At 72.8% G+C, this 17,076-nt stretch carries 17 protein-coding genes; 7 read left to right on the forward strand and 10 right to left on the reverse strand.

Features of this window, described 5'->3' with window-relative positions; all coding sequences use genetic code 11:
- Positions 1-1,401, reverse strand: coding sequence for a glycosyl hydrolase family 18 protein (locus F6W97_RS27685; protein WP_155373438.1), 1,401 nt, complete (start codon positions 1,399-1,401; stop codon positions 1-3).
- A gap of 299 nt (positions 1,402-1,700) precedes the next feature.
- Here F6W97_RS27685 and F6W97_RS27690 point away from each other — a divergent pair, with 299 nt between their 5' ends.
- The 5 genes from F6W97_RS27690 to F6W97_RS27710 all read left to right on the forward strand — a co-directional run bounded on the left by F6W97_RS27690 (position 1,701) and on the right by F6W97_RS27710 (position 6,956).
- Positions 1,701-2,624: an STM4015 family protein gene (locus tag F6W97_RS27690; RefSeq protein WP_155373439.1), complete on the forward strand. Its 924-nt coding sequence runs from the start codon at positions 1,701-1,703 to the stop codon at positions 2,622-2,624.
- Positions 2,625-3,701, forward strand: coding sequence for an STM4014 family protein (locus F6W97_RS27695; RefSeq protein WP_155373440.1), 1,077 nt, complete (start codon positions 2,625-2,627; stop codon positions 3,699-3,701).
- Positions 3,702-3,923: 222 nt separating this feature from the next.
- On the forward strand, positions 3,924-4,727 hold the full coding sequence (locus F6W97_RS27700) for an STM4013/SEN3800 family hydrolase (protein ID WP_155373441.1): 804 nt from the start codon (positions 3,924-3,926) through the stop codon (positions 4,725-4,727).
- A gap of 1 nt (position 4,728) precedes the next feature.
- A complete protein-coding gene (locus F6W97_RS27705) occupies positions 4,729-6,045 on the forward strand; it encodes an STM4012 family radical SAM protein (protein ID WP_155373442.1) in 1,317 nt (438 codons plus the stop codon).
- Positions 6,042-6,956: an STM4011 family radical SAM protein gene (locus F6W97_RS27710; protein ID WP_196279356.1), complete on the forward strand. Its 915-nt coding sequence runs from the start codon at positions 6,042-6,044 to the stop codon at positions 6,954-6,956. The genes F6W97_RS27705 and F6W97_RS27710 overlap by 4 nt, the downstream gene beginning before the upstream one ends.
- Here the strand turns inward: F6W97_RS27710 and F6W97_RS27715 are convergent.
- From F6W97_RS27715 to F6W97_RS27725, 3 genes are read right to left on the reverse strand one after another with little or no spacing between them, the layout of a single operon-like run.
- Positions 6,919-8,082, reverse strand: a complete 1,164-nt coding sequence (locus F6W97_RS27715; RefSeq protein ID WP_230687029.1) for a DUF6745 domain-containing protein — start codon at positions 8,080-8,082, stop codon at positions 6,919-6,921. The genes F6W97_RS27710 and F6W97_RS27715 overlap by 38 nt on opposite strands.
- Before the next feature lie 7 nt (positions 8,083-8,089).
- Positions 8,090-8,410: a hypothetical protein gene (locus F6W97_RS27720; protein WP_155373542.1), complete on the reverse strand. Its 321-nt coding sequence runs from the start codon at positions 8,408-8,410 to the stop codon at positions 8,090-8,092.
- Positions 8,411-8,449: 39 nt separating this feature from the next.
- On the reverse strand, positions 8,450-9,268 hold the full coding sequence (locus F6W97_RS27725) for an HAD family hydrolase (protein ID WP_155373443.1): 819 nt from the start codon (positions 9,266-9,268) through the stop codon (positions 8,450-8,452).
- Positions 9,269-9,481: 213 nt separating this feature from the next.
- On the opposite strand from F6W97_RS27725, the gene F6W97_RS27730 reads away from it, so the two are divergent.
- Complete coding sequence (locus tag F6W97_RS27730; RefSeq protein WP_155373444.1) at positions 9,482-10,021, forward strand: hypothetical protein; 540 nt, start codon at positions 9,482-9,484, stop codon at positions 10,019-10,021.
- Between the two features lie 27 nt (positions 10,022-10,048).
- On the opposite strand, the gene F6W97_RS27735 is transcribed toward F6W97_RS27730, so the two are convergent.
- Together F6W97_RS27735 and F6W97_RS27740 are read right to left on the reverse strand one after the other, a co-directional pair.
- Positions 10,049-11,371, reverse strand: coding sequence for a hypothetical protein (locus tag F6W97_RS27735; RefSeq protein ID WP_155373445.1), 1,323 nt, complete (start codon positions 11,369-11,371; stop codon positions 10,049-10,051).
- Between the two features lie 9 nt (positions 11,372-11,380).
- On the reverse strand, positions 11,381-12,904 hold the full coding sequence (locus F6W97_RS27740) for an alkaline phosphatase D family protein (protein WP_155373446.1): 1,524 nt from the start codon (positions 12,902-12,904) through the stop codon (positions 11,381-11,383).
- 169 nt (positions 12,905-13,073) lie between these two features.
- Here F6W97_RS27740 and F6W97_RS27745 point away from each other — a divergent pair, with 169 nt between their 5' ends.
- Complete coding sequence (locus F6W97_RS27745; protein WP_155373447.1) at positions 13,074-13,481, forward strand: VOC family protein; 408 nt, start codon at positions 13,074-13,076, stop codon at positions 13,479-13,481.
- Between the two features lie 69 nt (positions 13,482-13,550).
- Here the strand turns inward: F6W97_RS27745 and F6W97_RS27750 are convergent, their stop codons facing one another.
- The 4 genes from F6W97_RS27750 to F6W97_RS27765 are packed head-to-tail and all read right to left on the reverse strand — an operon-like array spanning position 13,551 to position 16,960.
- The gene (locus F6W97_RS27750; RefSeq protein ID WP_155373543.1) at positions 13,551-14,258 is read right to left on the reverse strand and encodes an ABC transporter permease subunit; all 708 of its coding nucleotides are present in this window, start codon (positions 14,256-14,258) and stop codon (positions 13,551-13,553) included.
- Positions 14,259-14,275: 17 nt separating this feature from the next.
- The gene (locus F6W97_RS27755) at positions 14,276-15,187 is read right to left on the reverse strand and encodes an ABC transporter ATP-binding protein (RefSeq protein WP_230687030.1); all 912 of its coding nucleotides are present in this window, start codon (positions 15,185-15,187) and stop codon (positions 14,276-14,278) included.
- Positions 15,184-16,035, reverse strand: a complete 852-nt coding sequence (locus F6W97_RS27760) for an ABC transporter permease (RefSeq protein ID WP_155373448.1) — start codon at positions 16,033-16,035, stop codon at positions 15,184-15,186. The genes F6W97_RS27755 and F6W97_RS27760 overlap by 4 nt, the downstream gene beginning before the upstream one ends.
- A complete protein-coding gene (locus tag F6W97_RS27765) occupies positions 16,028-16,960 on the reverse strand; it encodes an ABC transporter ATP-binding protein (protein WP_155373449.1) in 933 nt (310 codons plus the stop codon). Before F6W97_RS27765 ends, F6W97_RS27760 begins: the two co-directional genes overlap by 8 nt.
- Between the last annotated feature and the right edge of the window lie 116 nt (positions 16,961-17,076).

Consider the following 17,076-nt stretch of genomic DNA (forward strand, 5'->3'; position numbering starts at 1 on the left):
CTAGGGGAGGGTCCAGATCTGGTTGCCGGAGGCGGCGCAGGTCCAGATCTGGAGGCGGGTGCCGTCGGCGGTGCCCAGGTCCTTGGCGTCGAGGCACTTGGCGGACTGGGGGTTGCGGAGGTTGCCGTTGGACTGGGGCTGCCAGACCTGGGCTCCGGAGCCGTTGCAGTCCCAGAGCTGGATCAGGGCGCCGTTGGCGGTGGAGCCGCTGGTGATGTCCAGGCACTTGCCCAGCGCGCGGATGGTGCCGTCGGTGCCGACGGTCCAGTTCTGCGCGGTGGTGCCGTTGCAGGTGTAGAGCTGGATCGCGGTGCCGTTGGCGCTGCTGGCGGCGGCGACGTCGACGCACTTGCCGGACGCCTGGCCGACGATCCGGCCGGTGCGGCCGCCCGGGGGCGGCGACGACGGCGGGGTGGTGCCGCCGATCGCGACCTCGTAGATGGCACTGACCAGCGACGTAGCGCCCGTGGTGTCCTGGGACAGCTCCCAGTTCATCATGCCGCCGGCGTTGGCCTTGGCCCACGCGGTCTTGCTGCGGATGGTCGGCAGGCCGTTGTAGCACTGCTGCACGCCGCTGACCGTGGTGCAGTCGCGGTTGGCGTTGGCCGGGTCGATCGCGACGAGCTGGCTGTACGTGTAGTACGTCGGGCGGCTGTAGAACGGCACGCCCAGCACGGCCTTGCTCGCGGGCAGGCCGCGGCCCTTCCAGAAGTTGACCGCGTTGATCGACCAGTTGTAGTTGGCGTGCGGGCTGCCGCCGTCGTACGCCATGATGTTGAGCCAGTCGACGTAGCCGAACACGGCCGGCTGCACGCCGCCGGCGGTGCCGCCCTCGGACACGACCGCGGCGGTGAGCAGCTTGCCCTGGTTGTGCAGGGCGGTGCTGAGCTGGCCCATCAGCGCGGTGTAGTTGTTGCCCGAGGTGCCGGGGTCCGGGTACTCCCAGTCGATGTCGACGCCGTCGAGACCGTACTGGTTGACGAGGTTCATCATGTTGTTGACGAACGCGGTGCGCGCGGTGGCGTTGCCCGCCAGGGACTCGAACGCCGAGTCGTTGCCGTCGTTCCAGCCGCCGACGGCGATGGAGACCTTCACGTTGTTGGCGTGGGCCAGCGAGACCAGCGAGGACAGCTTGGACGGATTGTCCAGGCCCTGCAGGCTGCCGTTGGCGTTGGGCAGGATGAACGCGTAGTTGATGTGCGTCAGCTTGCCGTACTGGATGGAGTTGACGCTGCCGGCCCACGAGGGCATGTAGCCCACGCTCTTGAAGCCGTTGGGCAGCACGACCGCCTGGGCCGTCGTGGCCGGGGCCAGCGCGACGGCGGCGCCGACGGCCGCGGCGGCCAGGGCGAGCCCGGCGGCGGCCCAGCGGCCGCGGCGGGCCTTGGGGGTGTCGGACATGGGGATCCCTTCGGTGTCCGGTGCCGGGGCGGGTTGTCGCCACGGCACATCGACTGACCGGGCAGGCGGTGCGCCCCTCCCCGGTGCGGCCTGGGGGCAGGCGGCGGCCGGGGGCACGCGACGATCCGGTCGGGTGCGGTTTCGGACGAGGAAGCGGCTCGCCCCGAGTGGTGCGGATGGAGTTTAGTAAACTTAACTATCTAATGCAATGAATGACTGCCGAGTGCTCGGCGACAGCGTCGGTGGCGGGTGTTAATCTCCGTCGTCCCAGACCCGATGCGGCCCGGCGGAGGCAGCCCATGACGATCGGCTCCCACATCACGGTGTTCGCCGGCCGGCCCGTCGCGGAATACCCCGCTGACCTGGGCAAGGCCTCCCGATCCGGCACCGCCTGGCGCCTGGAGGACCCGGACTACGACAACACCGGCGAGTTCCTGGTGCGGCTGGAGGCGCTGGCCGCGGAGGACTGGGCGGGCCAGGTCGGCGCGCTGGTCATCGGCAACTGGGGCGGCGCGTACGACAGCGCCCCGCCGATCGGCCGCATCGCCGCCGTGCTGCCGCGGTTCACCGGGCTGAAGGCGCTGTTCCTCGGCGAGATGACGTTCGACGAGTGCGAGATCTCCTGGATCCAGCAGGCCGACATCACTGCGCTGCTGGAGGCGCTGCCGGCGCTGGAGGTGCTGACCGTGCGCGGCGCGACGGGCCTGGGCCTCAAGCCGTTGCGGCACACCGCGCTGCGCGAGCTGACCATCGAGTCCGGCGGCCTGCCCGCCGACGTGGTGCGCGCCGTCGGCGAGTGCGACCTGCCCGCGCTGACCCACCTGGAGCTGTGGCTCGGCACCGACAACTACGGCGGCGACGCGACCGTCGAGGACCTCGCGCCGATCCTGGCCGGCACCCGGCTGCCCGCGCTGACCTCGCTCGCCCTGCGCGACGCCGAGATCGCCGACCTGGTCGCGGTGGCCCTGGCCGGTGCGCCGGTCGTCGCCCGGCTGCGGGAGCTGGACCTGTCGCTGGGCATGCTCGGCGACGAGGGCGCAGCCGCGCTGCTGGCCGGCCAGCCGCTCACCCACCTGCGCAAGCTGGACCTGCACCACCACTTCATCGGCGCGGCGGTGCTCGAACGGCTGACCGGCGAACTCGGCGCGGCCGGCGTGGAGCTCGACGTCTCCGGGGCCGACGAGCGCGACTGGGACGAGCGCTACATCGCGGTCTCCGAGTAGATGCACCTCACCGTCGTCGGCAACCCCGGCCACCGCCGCGTCACCCTGTTCACCGCCGCGGCGGTGCGCGCCGGGCTGGCCGAACCCGAGGTGGTGTCCTGGCAGGACGTGCTCACCGGCGTCCCGCTGCGGCTGCGCCCCGGCACCGTCGTGCGCGTCGAGTCCCCGGGCGAGGACGCCGAGGTGGACCGGCTGCTACGCGGGGCCGTCGTGCCCGCCGAGCCCGGCGAGATCGTCGGCGGCCGGGCCTGGTACGCAGGCTTCGCCGCCGCCCTGGACCGGGTCGCCGCCGCCGCCCGCGACCAGGGCGCACATCTGCTCGCCGACCCGGCCGAGACCCTGCTGATGTTCGACAAGACCGCCTGCCACGCCCGGCTGCTCGGGGCCGGCATCCCGGTGCCCGCGGCGCTGCCCGGGTCCCCGGCGAGCTGGGCGCAGCTGCGGTCCTGGCTCGACGAGACCGGCTGGCGGCGGGTGTTCGTCAAGCCGTGCCACGGCTCCTCGGCGTCCGGGGTGATCGCGCTGCAGCTCGGCAGCGGCGGCCGGATCCTGGCCACCACCTCGGTCGAGCTGTCCGGTGGGCGGCTGTTCAACTCGCTGCGGGTGCGCCACTACCGCGACGAGCGCGACGTGGCCGCGATCGTGGACCGGCTCGCCCCGGACGGGTTGCAGGTGCAGCGCTGGCTGCCCAAGGCGGGGCTGGACGGCCGCGTCGTCGACCTGCGCGTGGTGACCGTGGCCGGCGAGCCGTCGCATGTGGTCGTGCGCGGCAGCCGCTCCCCGATGACGAACCTGCACCTGGGCGGCGTACGCGGCGACCTGTGCGCGCTGCGCGCCGCCGCCGGGCGGCACTACGCCGAAGGGCTGGCCACCTGCCGTGCCGTCGCCGCCTGTTTCCGCGGCAGCCTGCACACCGGCGTCGACCTGATGTTCGCCGCAGGCTGGCGCTCGCACGCCGTCGCCGAGGTCAACGCCTTCGGCGACCTGCTCCCCGGCCTGCACGTCGACGGCCGCGACACCTACGACGCCGAAGTAGCCGCCCTGCTCACCTGCGCCCGCACCGGAGCCGTCGCATGACCCCACCCGGCCTCCACCACCCGGCCGTGGGCTCGCAGTTTCGGGGGGGCGGCGCGCAACCGGGCGGGGGGTAGGGCCGGGGCCCCCCAACAGCAGGGGCCCCGCGCCCCGGGCGGGGGGCCCGCCGTTCGGGGGCGCCGGCGCGACCCGGGCCGTGAGTTCGCGCAGTCTCCCCGAAACTGCAGGGCCGCGTCGCGGCGGGGGCGCGGCGTGAGCGTCGACATGGCCTCGCTTGTGGGGGTTTATGACATCGCGATGGTCACGGTCGACACCTTGCGGTATGACGTGGCGGCGGAGGAGGCCGCGGCGGGGCGGACGCCCAACGTGGCGCAGGTGCTGCCCGGTGGGCGGTGGGAGCCCCGGCACACCCCGGCGAGCTTCACCTACGCCGCGCACCACGCCTTCTTCGCGGGCTTCCTGCCGACGCCGGTGACGCCCGGACGGCACGAGCGGCTGTTCGCAGCCCGGTTTCCCGGCAGCGAGACCACCGCGGACGGCACCTGGGTGTTCGACGCCCCGGACCTGGTCACCGGGCTGCGCAAGGCCGGATACCACACGCTGTGCCTGGGCGGGGTCGGCTTCTTCAACCGGCTCTCGCCGCTGGGCAGCGTGCTGCCGGACCTGTTCGCCGAGGACCACTGGCGGCCCGAGTTCGGGGTGACCGAACCGGACTCGCTGCGCCACCAGCTCGACCAGCTCGAAATGAGCGTGGTCGCCGCGCCCGCGGCCCGGCCCCTGTTCACGTTCCTCAACATCTCGGCCCTGCACCAGCCCAACCGGCACTACCTGCCCGGCGCAACCGAGGACGGCCCGGACAGCCACGCGGCCGCGCTGCGTTACGTCGACACCCGGCTGCCGCGCCTGTTCGAGCTGCTCACCTGGCGTCGGCGGCCGTGTTTCGTGGTGCTGTGCGCCGACCACGGCACCGCGTACGGCGAGGACGGCCACCAGGGGCACCGGGTCGGCCACGACGTGGTGTGGACGGTGCCGTACGCCGAGTTCACGCTGTCGCCGGGGGAGTGGTGACGTGCTCGACGGCTCGCCCTACCAGGGCTACCTGTACGCGTACCCGCACAAGTCGGCGTACCGGCCGCTGCGGCCGCGCCCGGCGCTGCGCGAGGTGTGGGCCGGGCAGCCCCGCGACGCGCTGTTCCTGTACCTGCACATCCCTTTCTGCGAGATGCGGTGCGGGTTCTGCAACCTGTTCACCCGCGCCCAGCCGCCCGCCGAGCAGGTCGGCGCGTACCTGCGCCAGTTGCGGACACAGGCCGAGCAGGTCGCGGCGGCGCTCGGCCCGGCCCGCTACGCACGGGCGGCGATCGGCGGCGGCACCCCCACCCACCTGACCGCCGACGAGCTGACCGAGCTGTTCGCGATCACCACCGGCGTGCTCGGCCTGGCACCGGCCGCGGCACAGCTGTCGGTGGAGACCTCGCCCGCGACCGCGACGCCCGACCGGCTGGCGGTGCTCGCCGCGCACGGCACCCACCGGGTCAGCATGGGCGTGCAGAGCTTCCTCGACGGCGAGGCCCACGCCGCCGGGCGGCCGCAACGGCGCACCGAGGTCGACCGGGCCCTGCTCGCGCTGCGCGACGCGGCGATCCCGCTGCTCAACGTCGACCTGATCTACGGCATCCCCGGGCAGACCCGCGACACCTGGACCTACTCGCTGCGCGAGGCGCTGGCCTGGCGACCCGAGGAGGTCTACCTCTACCCGCTGTACGTACGCCCGCTGACCGGCCTCGGCCGCCGGCACGGCGACGGGCCTGACCCGGACTGGGACCGCCAGCGCCTCGACCTGTACCGGCACGGCCGCGACCTGCTGCGGGAGGCCGGCTACCGGCAGTTGTCCATGCGTCAGTTCCGCCGCGCCGACGTGCCCGACCCGGACGGCGCCGACTACTGCTGCCAGGACGACGGCATGGTCGGCGTGGGCTGCGGCGCCCGGTCCTACACCGCCGACCTGCACTACTCGTTCGACTACGCGGTCAGCGTGCGCGAGGTGCGTGCCATCATCGACGACTACCTGGCCCGGCCTGCCGCCGACTTCGGCTTCGCCGAGTTCGGGTTCGCGCTCGACGGCGGCGAGCAGCGGCTGCGCTGGCTGGTGAAGTCGCTGCTGCGGGCCGAGGGCGTCGACCTGTCCGGCTACGCGGCCCGCTTCGGGTCCACGGTGGACGATGACTTTCCGCACCTGGCGGAGCTGACCGCGCGGGGCTGGGCCGCGGGTGACGATGATCGGCTGGCGCTGACGGACGAGGGCCTGGCGCACGGCGACGCGATCGGTCCGTGGCTGGTGTCGGGGCCGGTGCGGGCGGCGATGGGCCGGGCGGTGCTGCGGTGAACCTGCTGCTGCTCTACCGCGGGCCGCTGGCCAGCTGCAACTTCGACTGCCCGTACTGCCCGTTCGCGAAACGCCGGGACAGCCGCGCGCAGCTGGCCGCCGACCGGGCCGCGCTGGCCCGGTTCGCCGACTGGGTCGCCGCCAACCCGGACGGGGACACGCTTTCGGTGCTGTTCACGCCATGGGGTGAGGGGCTGACCCGCTCCTGGTACCGCGACGCGCTGGTGCGGCTGTCGCACCTGCCGCACGTCGCGAAGGTCGCCATCCAGACGAACCTGGCCGGGCGGCTGGGCTGGGTCGCCGACGCCGATCCCGCGCGGCTGGCGCTGTGGGCCACCTACCACCCCGGGCAGGTGCGCCGGGAGCGGTTCCTGGCCGCCTGCGCGACGCTGCGCGGGCACGGCATCCGGCACTCGGTCGGCATGGTGGGGCTGCCGGAGCACCACGCGGAGGCGGTCGCGATGCGGGCGGCGCTGCCGGAGTCGACCTACCTGTGGATCAACGCCGCCGACGGGCACACCTACGACACGGCCGCCGAGGCGGCGTGGACGGCGCTGGACCCGCTGTTCGGGTACAGCGTGCGCCCGCACGCCTCCGCCGGGCACGAGTGCGGCGCGGGCGAGACGTCGCTGTCGGTGCTCGGCGACGGCACGGTGCGGCGCTGCCATTTCCTGCCCGAGCCGCTGGGCAGCCTGTACGACGGCAGCTACCGCGCCGCGCTGCGACCCCGCCCGTGCGGCAAGCCGACCTGCGACTGCCACATCGGGTACGTGCACCTCAAACGCCTCGGCCTGCACCAGGTCTTCGCGGGCGGCGTGCCCGAGCGGATCCCCGCCGGGCCGCCGCCGACCTGGGGCGTGCCGAGCGCGATGCTCACGTCTGCTGCTGGGGCAGGTATTCCTCCGGGGTGAGGCCGAACGTCCACGCCACGCCCTCCCGCGCGGTGCGCACCGTCGGCGGCACCCGCAGGAAGTAGGTCCGGAAGCTGCCGTCGGGCTCGGGGCTGGAGTTCAGCACCTCGACCATCACCAGCGGCTCGTCGCCGGGCAGCTCGACGCGCCACAGCGTGCCGCACACATCCGACTGCGTCTTGGACGCGCCGGACTCGCGCAGGTAGCGGTCGAACCCGAAGTGCTCCAGCATGACCCGGCGCATCTCGGCATTGGCCTCGGCGCGGATGCGGGCGACGGTCAGCGTCGGCAGCTCGGCGGCGATCTCCGCGGGCATCGGCATGCCGCTCCACGCGTGCAGGCCGAAGCCGTCCGGGTAGGACAGCGCCGGGCCGTCGCCGTGATGCAGGCGGCCCAGGTTGTCGCGGTGCACCTCGCGCGGGCGCTCGGTGAGGATCGCGACGTGCTCGAAAGCCCACCACCAGCCCGCGCTGCCGGCCACCCGGGCCAGGCCGTCGACGTCGGGATGACTGTCGAACGCGCCCAGCCAGGCCGCGTCGTGCTGGCCGTGGATCACGTCGAGCAGCGCGTCCTGCTGCGCCTGGCCGAACTCGCCGCCCTGGGCGCGGAACTGCTCCGTCAGGCGGGTGCGCAGCGGCGTGGCCAGCTGGTCGACGAGCTGCTGCCACGGCCGGCGCGCGGTGGCGGCCCAGTGCCGGGCGAAGCCGACCCCACCGAGCCGGGTGATCAGCGCGGCGCGGGCCAGCGCCCACGGCCGGGTGCGGACCTGCGGGCGCACGCTGCGGCCGAGCTGGAGCCCGCCCGGCCGGACGCCCTGCGCGGCCAGTGCCTCGCGGACCTTCGTGTCGCCGGTCAGGCCGGTGCGCAGCATCGCCACCGCCGTCGCACCCGCGGCGGGCGAGCCCAGCCACAGCACCCGCTTCGGGGCGGGCAGTCCCGCGAGGGCGTACGCGACGCGTACCCCCGCCTCGGCGCCCGCCCGGTCGGCCGGTTCGGTGCTCAGGCCGGTCGCCATCCAGCGCTCGGCGCGCGCGGCCAGCGCCATGTCGTCGTTGCGGCGGGCCTCGCGCCGGTTCGGCGGCTGCTCACCGTTCTTCTGCGCGGTCGTCGTCAGCGTCGTGTCCATGCCGCGCTCAGTCCGCGACCGGGCGGATCGCGCCGGGGAAGTACTCACGCTGGCGGACCACCCGGTAAGCCCCGGCGGCCAGCGCGATCGGCCCGTGCTCCTCGTGCACGAGGCGGCCGTAGCCCTCGATCAGCAGGAACAGCCGGCCCGGGTCGTCGGGCGGGCACAGCATCGCCACCCGCTCGCCGGTCACCACGTGCGCGTGGCCGGTCGCCTCGCCCAGCGCCAGCACCATGCGGTTGCGCCGGTCCCGCGGTGCGGGCATCAGCTCCGGCGGCAGCTCCTCCCGCGCGATCGGGACCACCAGCACATCGCCCTGCCGAAACATAAGCACGCTCCACAGTCGACCATCGTGTCGCGGGCGACGCTAGCGGGCGGGTACGACACCGCCGCCGATGCCGAACAGCTCCTCCAGCACCACGGCCACGCCGTCCTCGTCGTTGCTCGCGGTGACCCGGTCCGCGCAGGTCAGGGCAAGTGGATGGGCGTTGGCGACGGCGACCCCGAGGCCCGCCCAGCGCAGCACGGGCACGTCGTTCGGCATGTCCCCGAACGCGATCACCCGCTCGGCGTCGACGCCCCAGCCTGCGCACAGCCGGGCGAGCGTGTCCGCCTTGGACACCGATGCCGCGCTGATCTCCAGCATGCCCTTGCCGCCGGAGTAGGTGATCGCGACGTCCGGCACCAGCGCCTGCAACCGGGTCAGCAGCTCCTCGGTGACCGGAGCCGGTGACCAGGCGAGCAGCTTCACGCAGCTCTCGGCCTCGGCCCACAGCTGCGCCCGGGTGGACACGGGCACCCGTACCACGCTGCGGGAGCTGACGTGGTCGAAGCCGGGGCCGGTCAGCGCCCGATGCCCGGTCTCGACCGCGAAGGCGATGCCGTCCAGAGCCGGGGTGAGCACGTCGGCGACCCGCTCGGCCAGCGCGATCGGCAGCGGCCCGACGATGGCGACCTCGCCGGTGGCCAGGTCGTAGACGGCTGCGCCGTTCGAGCACACCGCGACCCCGGTGATGCCCGCCGCCTCGGCGACGTCGCGGATCTCCCGGGGCGGCCGCGCGGTGCCGATCACGATGCGCGCGCCGGCCTGCGCGGCCCGCGCCAGGGCCGCCACCGTGCGGGCCGAGACGGTGTGGTCGGAGCGCAGCAGGGTGCCGTCGAGGTCGACGGCGACGACGTTGATCACCGCCGGACCCTACCGCCCACTACTGACCTGCCCCCGACGGGCACGGCCGCGGCTCCCGCCGGGCCTCGATCGTTCGACTTGCCAGGCACCCGGGCGTGCGGGCGGTCAAGATACGCACACCTGCCAGGCAGGTCGAACGATCGAACGTCAAGCGCACGGGTTCGGCGCGGTCAGGGGCGCGGCGGGCCCGGCAGTCCGTGGCACACTCGGGGCATGTCGATATCCGGGCTGCGGATGGCCGTTTTCCTGTGCGCCGGGGTGGCCAGCGCGGCGATCGGCCTGCTCGCCCTGGTGACGCACGTCGGCATCGACTATTACACCGTCTTCGGGATGGTGCTCGGCTGTGCCGGCGCGGTGCTGGCCTGGCTCGGACTCGCCGGGCTGCGTCCCGGCCCGATCGTCTGGGCCGCGGTGGCGGTGCTCGCGGCGGCCGGTCTGCTGGCCGGGCTGCTGGTGGTACGCGAGGACGTGTGCTGCATGTTCGGCTACCACCGGGGGCTCGGCTATCCCTGGGCGTGGTTGGACAGCGGGGCGTCTGCGGACACCCTGGACGAGATCGAGGAGATCGCGGCGGCCCCCGAGCAGCTGCCCCTGCACCTCGACCCGGTGAAGCTGCTGCTGGACAGCCTGTTCTGGACCCAGGCCGCGGTCCTGGCCGTCATCCCGGCGGTGCTGGTGCTGCGCCGTGCGGAAACCGACACCCGGGGTGACCATGAGGTTGTGCCGCCGACACGCCGCCGAGCCGTGCCATAGGTTCATGATCACCCCGGGTGGGGGTGGTCACCAGTCGGAGTTGGACGCGCCCAGGCCGAGGCGGATCTGGTCGAACAGGTTGCCGTCGTTGTCGTCGGTGAAGGTCAGGGCGATCTCGCCCCAACCGGAGACGGCCACGGCGGGCTGGTCCTGTCGGCCGGTGGTGATGTCGGTGTAGAACTGCGCGGTCAGGCGGCCGGCGGTGGTGCCGTCGGGGTTGAAGCCGCGCGCCCAGACGTCGCCGCCGTTGGCCGGGATCGACCAGCCGACGACCACGTTGGCCTGGTCGTCGATACCGGTGGAGGGTGCGGTCGCGCCCGGCTGCGGGGACACCTCGACGTCGGCGTGGCGGGCCGTGCCGGTCGAGGTGAACGAGCGCGTCCACACGGTCGGGGCTCCGGTGTGGTCGGACTCCCAGGCCACCGTGAACTCGCCGGTGACGTTCGCCGCCACGGACGCGTTGCGCTGCTGGCCGGCGGTGGTGGCGTTGGCGGTGCGCCGGGACAGGGTCACCGCACCGTTGGCTTTGGCGAGCCGGACGAGGCCGATGTTGTCGGAGCCGTTGGCGTCGCCGTCCTCGTTCCACACGACGGTCGCGTCGCCCGCGGCGGACACCGCCACGTCGGGCCGGTGGTGCGCGCCGGTGGTCTGGCTCGCGGTCACCTCGTACGCCTTGGTGGTCACGTTGGTGAACCCGGATGCCTTGACCGTGGCCGGGCTCGGGTCCTGGATGTCCTCCCAGACCACGGTGAACGCGACCGCGCTCGGGCTGCCCGGCGTGCCGTCGGGGTCGACCGCGACCGCGGGCAGGATCTGCTGGCCGGTGGCCGAGGCGTTGGCGTTGCCGGAGCCCAGCACCGTGCCGGCCGGGGACACCACGCGGTAGGGGATGTTGTAGAAGCCGTTGCCGTCGGGGTCGTCGGCCCAGACCACCACGGCGTTGCCCTTGTCGTCGAGGCCGACGTCGGGCGACAGGTGCCGCCAGGCGGCGCCGGCGGTGCCGCCCGCGGAGAGCTTCAGCTCGTACAGGGCGACGCCGTCGCGGAACAGGCGCAGGAAGATCTCGGTGTGGGCGGCGTCCTCGGGGGCGGTGGTGTCGCGGTCGTCCTCCCAGACCACGGCGACGTGGCCGGACCGGTTGGTGGCCACGGCGGAGACGTCCTGGTCACCGGATGCGGTGCTGTTGGCGGTGGTCCAGGTGACCGAGGCCGGCGTCAGCGCGGCCATGGCGCGCACGGCGGACACCGGCAGGCCGGCGGCGAGCGGTGCCGCGGCTGGCGCCGGGGCGGCGACGGCGGCCGCGACCAGCGCCGCCGTCGCGGACAGGGCCAGGGTGGTGAGGGACTTCATGTGTTTCTCCTAGACCTGCGTCAGGCCGGGCAGGCCGTCCTGGATGACGTACGAGCGCAGCGTGGACACCGCGGCCCCGTGCTCGGTGACCGCGCCGACCGCGCGGAAATCGGCGCGGACCTGCGCCTGGCTGATGGTGGTGCGGACGTAGCCGCGCCGGTCGGAGTAGAACTTCAGGTGCGGGTTGACGGCCGCGTTCGGGATGGTCGTGGTGGCGCTGCCGTCGCCGCCGGAGCTGATCGACGTGCAGACCAGCTCGGTGCCGATGGTCGCCGAGTTCGGGTCGGCGTAGTCGGCCTTGAGGTTGTTCGCCCAGGACTTGTGCACGTCACCGGTGAGCACCAGCGGGTTGCGCACGCTCCGGTCGAGCCAGCCCTGCTGGATACGGGCCCGCGAGCCGCGGTAGCCGTCCCAGGCGTCCATGCTGGAGGCTCCGGCCGCGTCGAACTGCCGGGCGAAGAACACCTGCTGACCGAGGATGTCCCAGGTGCCGTAATGCTGGGCGAGGCCGTCGAGCAGCCATGCCTCCTGCGCCGCGCCGGTGAGGCTGCGGGTGGGCAGGTCGGCGTCGGCGCACACCTTCCAGCCGTCGCCGCAGGCCTGGTCGTCGCGGAACTGGCGGGTGTCGAGCATGTGGAAGGTGGCCAGCCTGCCCCACCGGACACGGCGGTACAGCGGGATGCTGTTGCCGTTGGGCGTCGAGGCCGGGCGCAGCGGCATGTTCTCGTAGTAGGCGCGGTACGCCGCGGTGCGCCGGGCGGTCCACTGGGCCGCGGTCAGCGCCGGGGAGCTGTCGGCGCGCACGTTGGTGGCGTAGTTGTTCTCGACCTCGTGGTCGTCGGGCACCACCAGCCAGGGGGCTGCGGCGTGCGCGGCCTGCAGGTCGGGGTCGGTCTTGTACAGCGCGTACCGGCGGCGGTAGTCGGCCAGCGAGACGATCTCCGCGCCGACGTGCTCGCGCACCGAGCCGGCCGTCGCCCCGCCCTCGTAGATGTAGTCGCCCAGGTGCAGCACCAGCCCGGGGCTGTCCTCGGCCAGGCGGCGGTACGCGGTGAAGTAGCCCGCCTGCCAGTTCGAGCAGGATGCGAACGCCATCACCAGGTCGCGGCCGAAGGCGGTCGGGGCCGGCGCGGTGCGGGTGCGCCCGACCGGCGAGATGTGGCCCTGCGCCCGGAAGCGGTAGTAGTAGTCGGCGTCGGCGGCCAGGCCGCCGGCGATCACGTGCACCGAGTGCGCGTCGGCGTAGCGGGCGGTGACCGAGCCGGAGGCGGCCAGCGAGCTGAACGAGCTGCTGGTGGAGACCTGCCATTCGACGACGACGTCGGCGTTGGCCATGCCGCCCTGGCCGTCGGCGTTGAGCGGCGTCGGCGCGAGGCGCGTCCACAGCACGACGCTGTCGGACTCGGGGTCGCCCGAGGCCACGCCGAGCTTGAACGGGTACGGGGCGGCCGCGAAGGCGCTCGCGCCGGTGAGCGCGGTCCCCGCGATCGCGAGTCCGCCGAGGACGAACGTACGGCGATGGAGTGATCTCATGCGCGGGACATTCACCGACGATGATGAACGTGATCCGTTGGGTGGTTGAACCACGGATTACGGGCGGCCGTCACTCCGTCGTGTCATGTCGTGCTGTCCGACCCTTCTGCGAGGATGCTGCGTGGACTGACCACAAACCGGCGAACCATGACGATCAAGGAGGATTCGAATGGCGTCCCGACTCAACCCGTACATCAGCTTCAACGGCAACGCCCGTGAGGCGATGGAGTTCTACCAGGGCATTCTCGGCGGCAACCTGACGATGAGCACCTTCGGCGAGTTCGGCGACAAGGACGCGCCATACGCCGACCAGATCATGCACGCGATGCTGGAGTCCGACGCCGGCTACACGCTGATGGCCTCGGACACCCCGCCCGGCATGGCCTACCACCCCGGCGACAACATCACGGTCAGCCTCAGCGGCGACGACGGCGACCTGCTGCGCGGCTACTGGGAGAAGCTGACCGAGGGCGGCGCCGTCGGCGTGCCGCTGGAGAAGCAGATGTGGGGCGACGAGTTCGGCGCCCTGAAGGACCGCTTCGGCGTCAACTGGATGGTCAACATCGCCGGCTCCTGAGCCCGTGTTTCACAAGGCGCAGGCCGACCCGGTGAACGCACCGGATCGGCCTGCGCCTTCGGGTCGGGATCAGCTGGTCTCGCCCGCGACCGAGAACGAGCGCAGCCGCTGGGTGGCCAGCCAGGTGCCGACCACCGTGAAGACGACCGTCATCACCGCGGCGACGGCGGTCGAGACCGTGGTCGCGAACAGCGACGACCCGGACACCTCGGCGGCGAACTTGATGACGAAGTGCTGCACCGACACGGTGCGGGTGCCCGTGACCAGGTTGCTGAGCAGTCCCTCCCAGATCACCACATAGAGCAGGCCGACGAGCACCGGCCGCCGGGTGACCACGCTCAGCGCCAGGAACAGCGCGCTGTAGGCGATCGCACCGGCCACGCAGGCCGCGGCGAACCCGAGCCCCAGCTTGACGCCGCCGACCATGGCGGCGGCGACGAACATCGGGACCGCGACCGTCACCGCGCTCACGGTCGCGGCGACGACCAGCTTGGACAGGATGATCCGGCTGCGCGGGATGGGCTTGGTGAGGATGTGCACCACGGTGCCGTCGTCGATCTCCGAGCCGAGCACACCGGTGCCGACGATCAGCGACACCAGCGGCAGGATCACGGCGACCCCGAGGCCGAGCAGGACACCGTCGATGAGGTCTGCGGCCGGGGCGTCGAAGGCCAGCCCGACCGCGGTGACCCCGATCAGGATGAGAGGCATGGGCAGCAGCAGCCAGGACCGGCGGCGGCCGAGCAGGCCGCGGGCGGTGATCCAGGCGATGGTCATGTTCAACGCGGTGCTCCCTATGCCGAGACCAGGTAGGAGAAGACGCTTTCCAGCGACTCGTCCGAGGGGATGAGCTGGCGAACCCGCACACCCTCGTCCAGGGCGATGCGCGGCAGCGCCCGGGTGAAGGTGCCGTAGTCGCCGGCGTGCACGGTCAGGCCGTCCTTGCCCAGCGTCACGCCCGCCACCGAGTCCGAGGCCATCAGCGCGACCGCGAGCCGCCGGTCGTCGCTGGAGCGGATCGCGAACACGTGCGGGCGGTGCGTCATCAGCCGGCGGATGGTGCGGTAGTCGCCGGAAGCGGCCAGCCGGCCCGCGACGATCACCTGCACGGTGCCGGAGACCTGCTCGACCTCCTCCAGGATGTGCGAGCTGAACAGCACCGTGCGGCCCTGCGCGCCGAGCCGGTGCAGCAGGTCCATCATGTGCATACGCTGGCGCGGGTCCATGCCGTTGAACGGCTCGTCCAGCAGCAGCACCGCCGGGTCGTGCACCAGCGCCGCGGCGACCCGCATCCGCTGGCGCATGCCCTTGGAGTAGGTGTCCATCCGGCGGTCCTGCGCGTCGGCCATCTCGACCAGCTCGACCGCGCGCCGGGTCGCCGCGTCGGCGTCGGGCAGCCCGTGCAGCTTCGCGCTGGCCCGGACGAACTCCTTGCCGGACAGGAAGCCGTACACCGCCTCGCGCTCGTTGACCAGGCCGAGTTTGCGGTAGATCGCCGGGTTGCGCCAGGTGGCGTCGCCGTCGATCAGCACTTCACCGCGTGACGGGGCGAGGAAGCCCGCCATCATGTGCAGCAGGGTGGTCTTGCCGGCGCCGTTCGGGCCGAGCAGGCCGGTCACGCCCGGCCCCAGGTTCATCGTGACGTCGTTGACGGCGACGACGTTGCCGTACCAGCGGGACACCCCGCGCAGGTCGAGGTCGCTCACAGGGAAACCTTCCGGTAGCGCAGCACGAGCAGCGAGGTGCAGCCGGCCACGAGCAGCAACGTCACCAGGCCGTACACCGGCCCGTACGGTCCGACCTCGAGGGACGTGCCGTACAGCCACTGGCGTACGCCCTCGGGCAGCAGGAACGGGCTGAACATCGGGGCGATCTGGGCCATCGGCCCGTCGCCGCCGAGCGCCATCAGCAGGCCGACGACCGGCGAGGTGACCATGAAGACGACCACGATCGCGCCCGCGGCGAACGCGCGGCGGCTGGCGATCGAGGCGATCAGCACCGCGAGACTGCTGAAGATCAGGGCGTACACGGCGGAGACGACCCAGCCGCCGAGCAGCCCGCGGGCCTCGGCTGCGACACCGGAGGCGTCGGCGGCGGTGAACGCCGAACCCAGGAAGATCAGCGTCTGTGGTCCGGCCAGCAGCAGCCACACCGCCACGACCAGCGCGGCGAGCTTGGCCAGCGCGTAGTCCGAGCGCCGGATGGGCCGCGAGAAGTACAGCGGCAGGGTCTGGTTGCGCAGGTCCCGGGAGACCAGCTCCGGCGCGACGACGGCGAGGAACACCATGGCCACCACGCTGATCGTCGAGGGCAGCTGCTGGTAGGTCAGCACCATCTCCCCGGTCTGCGACTTGATCGCGACCACGACGACGGCCAGCGCGGACACCATGCCGATCACGATCCACGGGAAGATCTTGGCCTTGGCGCTGCGGCCCAGCCCGAACGCGACCCGCAGGCCGTGCTCGAACAGCGAGCGGGCGGCGTAGCCGCGGCCCAGCCGGGTGCCGGTGTAGCGCTGGTAGCCGATGTCGTGGATGACACTCTGGTCAGACATGGCTCACCTCCAGAGACGGGGTCGGGACGGCGGTGGAGAACAGCTCGGCCACCCGGTGGCGGCGCTGGTCGAGGCGGTGCAGCGGCAGGTCCAGCTCGGCGACGGTACGCAGCACCAGGTCGTAGGTGGCCTCCTCGGTCAGCGGCACCAGCAGCATCCGGCCCTCCGCGGTGGCGGTCAGCCCCCGCTGCGCCAGCGCCGCCGACAGCTGCTCGGTGCCCTCGGCGACCTCGATGGCCAGCACGTCGGTGCCGGTGGTCATCGCGTCGATCCGGTCGGCGCGCAGCAGCCGCCCGCCCTCGATCGCGATCAGCGAGTCGCAGATCCGCTCGATCTCGCCGAGCAGGTGCGAGCAGACCACCACGGAGATGCCGAACTCGGTGCCGATGCGGTGGATCAGCGTCAGCATCGCGTCGCGTCCGGCCGGGTCCAGGCCGTTGGTCGGCTCGTCGAGCAGCAGCAGGTCCGGGTCGTGCACCAGGGCCTGGGCCAGCTTCACGCGCTGCTTCATGCCGGTGGAGTAGCCGCCGATCTGGCGGTAGCGCTCCTCGTACAGCCCGACGTGGCGCAGCGCCTCGGAGGCGCGCTCGCGGGCGACGGTGCGCGGCAGGCCGGTCATCCGGCCCATGTGCGTCACGAACTCCGCGGCGATCATGTCCGGCGGCAGGCAGTCGTGCTCGGGCATGTAGCCGACGCGGGCGCGCACCTGCTCACCGGCGGTGGTCGGGTCCAGGCCGAGCACCTCCACCCGGCCGCTGGTCGGCGTCAGCAGCCCGAGCAGGGTTTTTATCATCGTGGACTTGCCGGCGCCGTTGGCGCCGACCAGGCCGATGATGCCCGGTTCGACGGACAGGGTCAGGTCGGACAGGGCGGTCACCCCGCCCGGATATGTCTTGGTCAGCGACTGGGTCGCGATGAGGGCCACGCCGCCAACCTAGACCCATGTCGCGCCCGGCAGATCAGGTGGCAACCCTGGTCTCGACCCTGAGACCTGGTCAGGTGGCCTGCGGTGCCCCTCGGGGTCAAGGTGGCCGGCTGGTC

It is taken from the genome of Catellatospora vulcania, from assembly GCF_009720385.1.
Lineage (GTDB): Bacteria > Actinomycetota > Actinomycetes > Mycobacteriales > Micromonosporaceae > Catellatospora > Catellatospora vulcania.

Bases quoted from the DNA above. Each gene is read 5' to 3' on its own strand.
- F6W97_RS27685 (WP_155373438.1), bottom strand. From the start codon at position 1,401: ATGTCCGACACCCCCAAGGCCCGCCGCGGCCGCTGGGCCGCCGCCGGG.
- F6W97_RS27690 (WP_155373439.1), top strand. From the start codon at position 1,701: ATGACGATCGGCTCCCACATCACGGTGTTCGCCGGCCGGCCCGTCGCG.
- F6W97_RS27695 (WP_155373440.1), top strand. From the start codon at position 2,625: ATGCACCTCACCGTCGTCGGCAACCCCGGCCACCGCCGCGTCACCCTG.
- F6W97_RS27700 (WP_155373441.1), top strand. From the start codon at position 3,924: ATGGCCTCGCTTGTGGGGGTTTATGACATCGCGATGGTCACGGTCGAC.
- F6W97_RS27715 (WP_230687029.1), bottom strand. From the start codon at position 8,082: ATGGACACGACGCTGACGACGACCGCGCAGAAGAACGGTGAGCAGCCG.
- F6W97_RS27720 (WP_155373542.1), bottom strand. From the start codon at position 8,410: ATGTTTCGGCAGGGCGATGTGCTGGTGGTCCCGATCGCGCGGGAGGAG.
- F6W97_RS27730 (WP_155373444.1), top strand. From the start codon at position 9,482: ATGTCGATATCCGGGCTGCGGATGGCCGTTTTCCTGTGCGCCGGGGTG.
- F6W97_RS27735 (WP_155373445.1), bottom strand. From the start codon at position 11,371: ATGAAGTCCCTCACCACCCTGGCCCTGTCCGCGACGGCGGCGCTGGTC.
- F6W97_RS27740 (WP_155373446.1), bottom strand. From the start codon at position 12,904: ATGAGATCACTCCATCGCCGTACGTTCGTCCTCGGCGGACTCGCGATC.
- F6W97_RS27745 (WP_155373447.1), top strand. From the start codon at position 13,074: ATGGCGTCCCGACTCAACCCGTACATCAGCTTCAACGGCAACGCCCGT.
- F6W97_RS27750 (WP_155373543.1), bottom strand. From the start codon at position 14,258: ATGACCATCGCCTGGATCACCGCCCGCGGCCTGCTCGGCCGCCGCCGG.
- F6W97_RS27760 (WP_155373448.1), bottom strand. From the start codon at position 16,035: ATGTCTGACCAGAGTGTCATCCACGACATCGGCTACCAGCGCTACACC.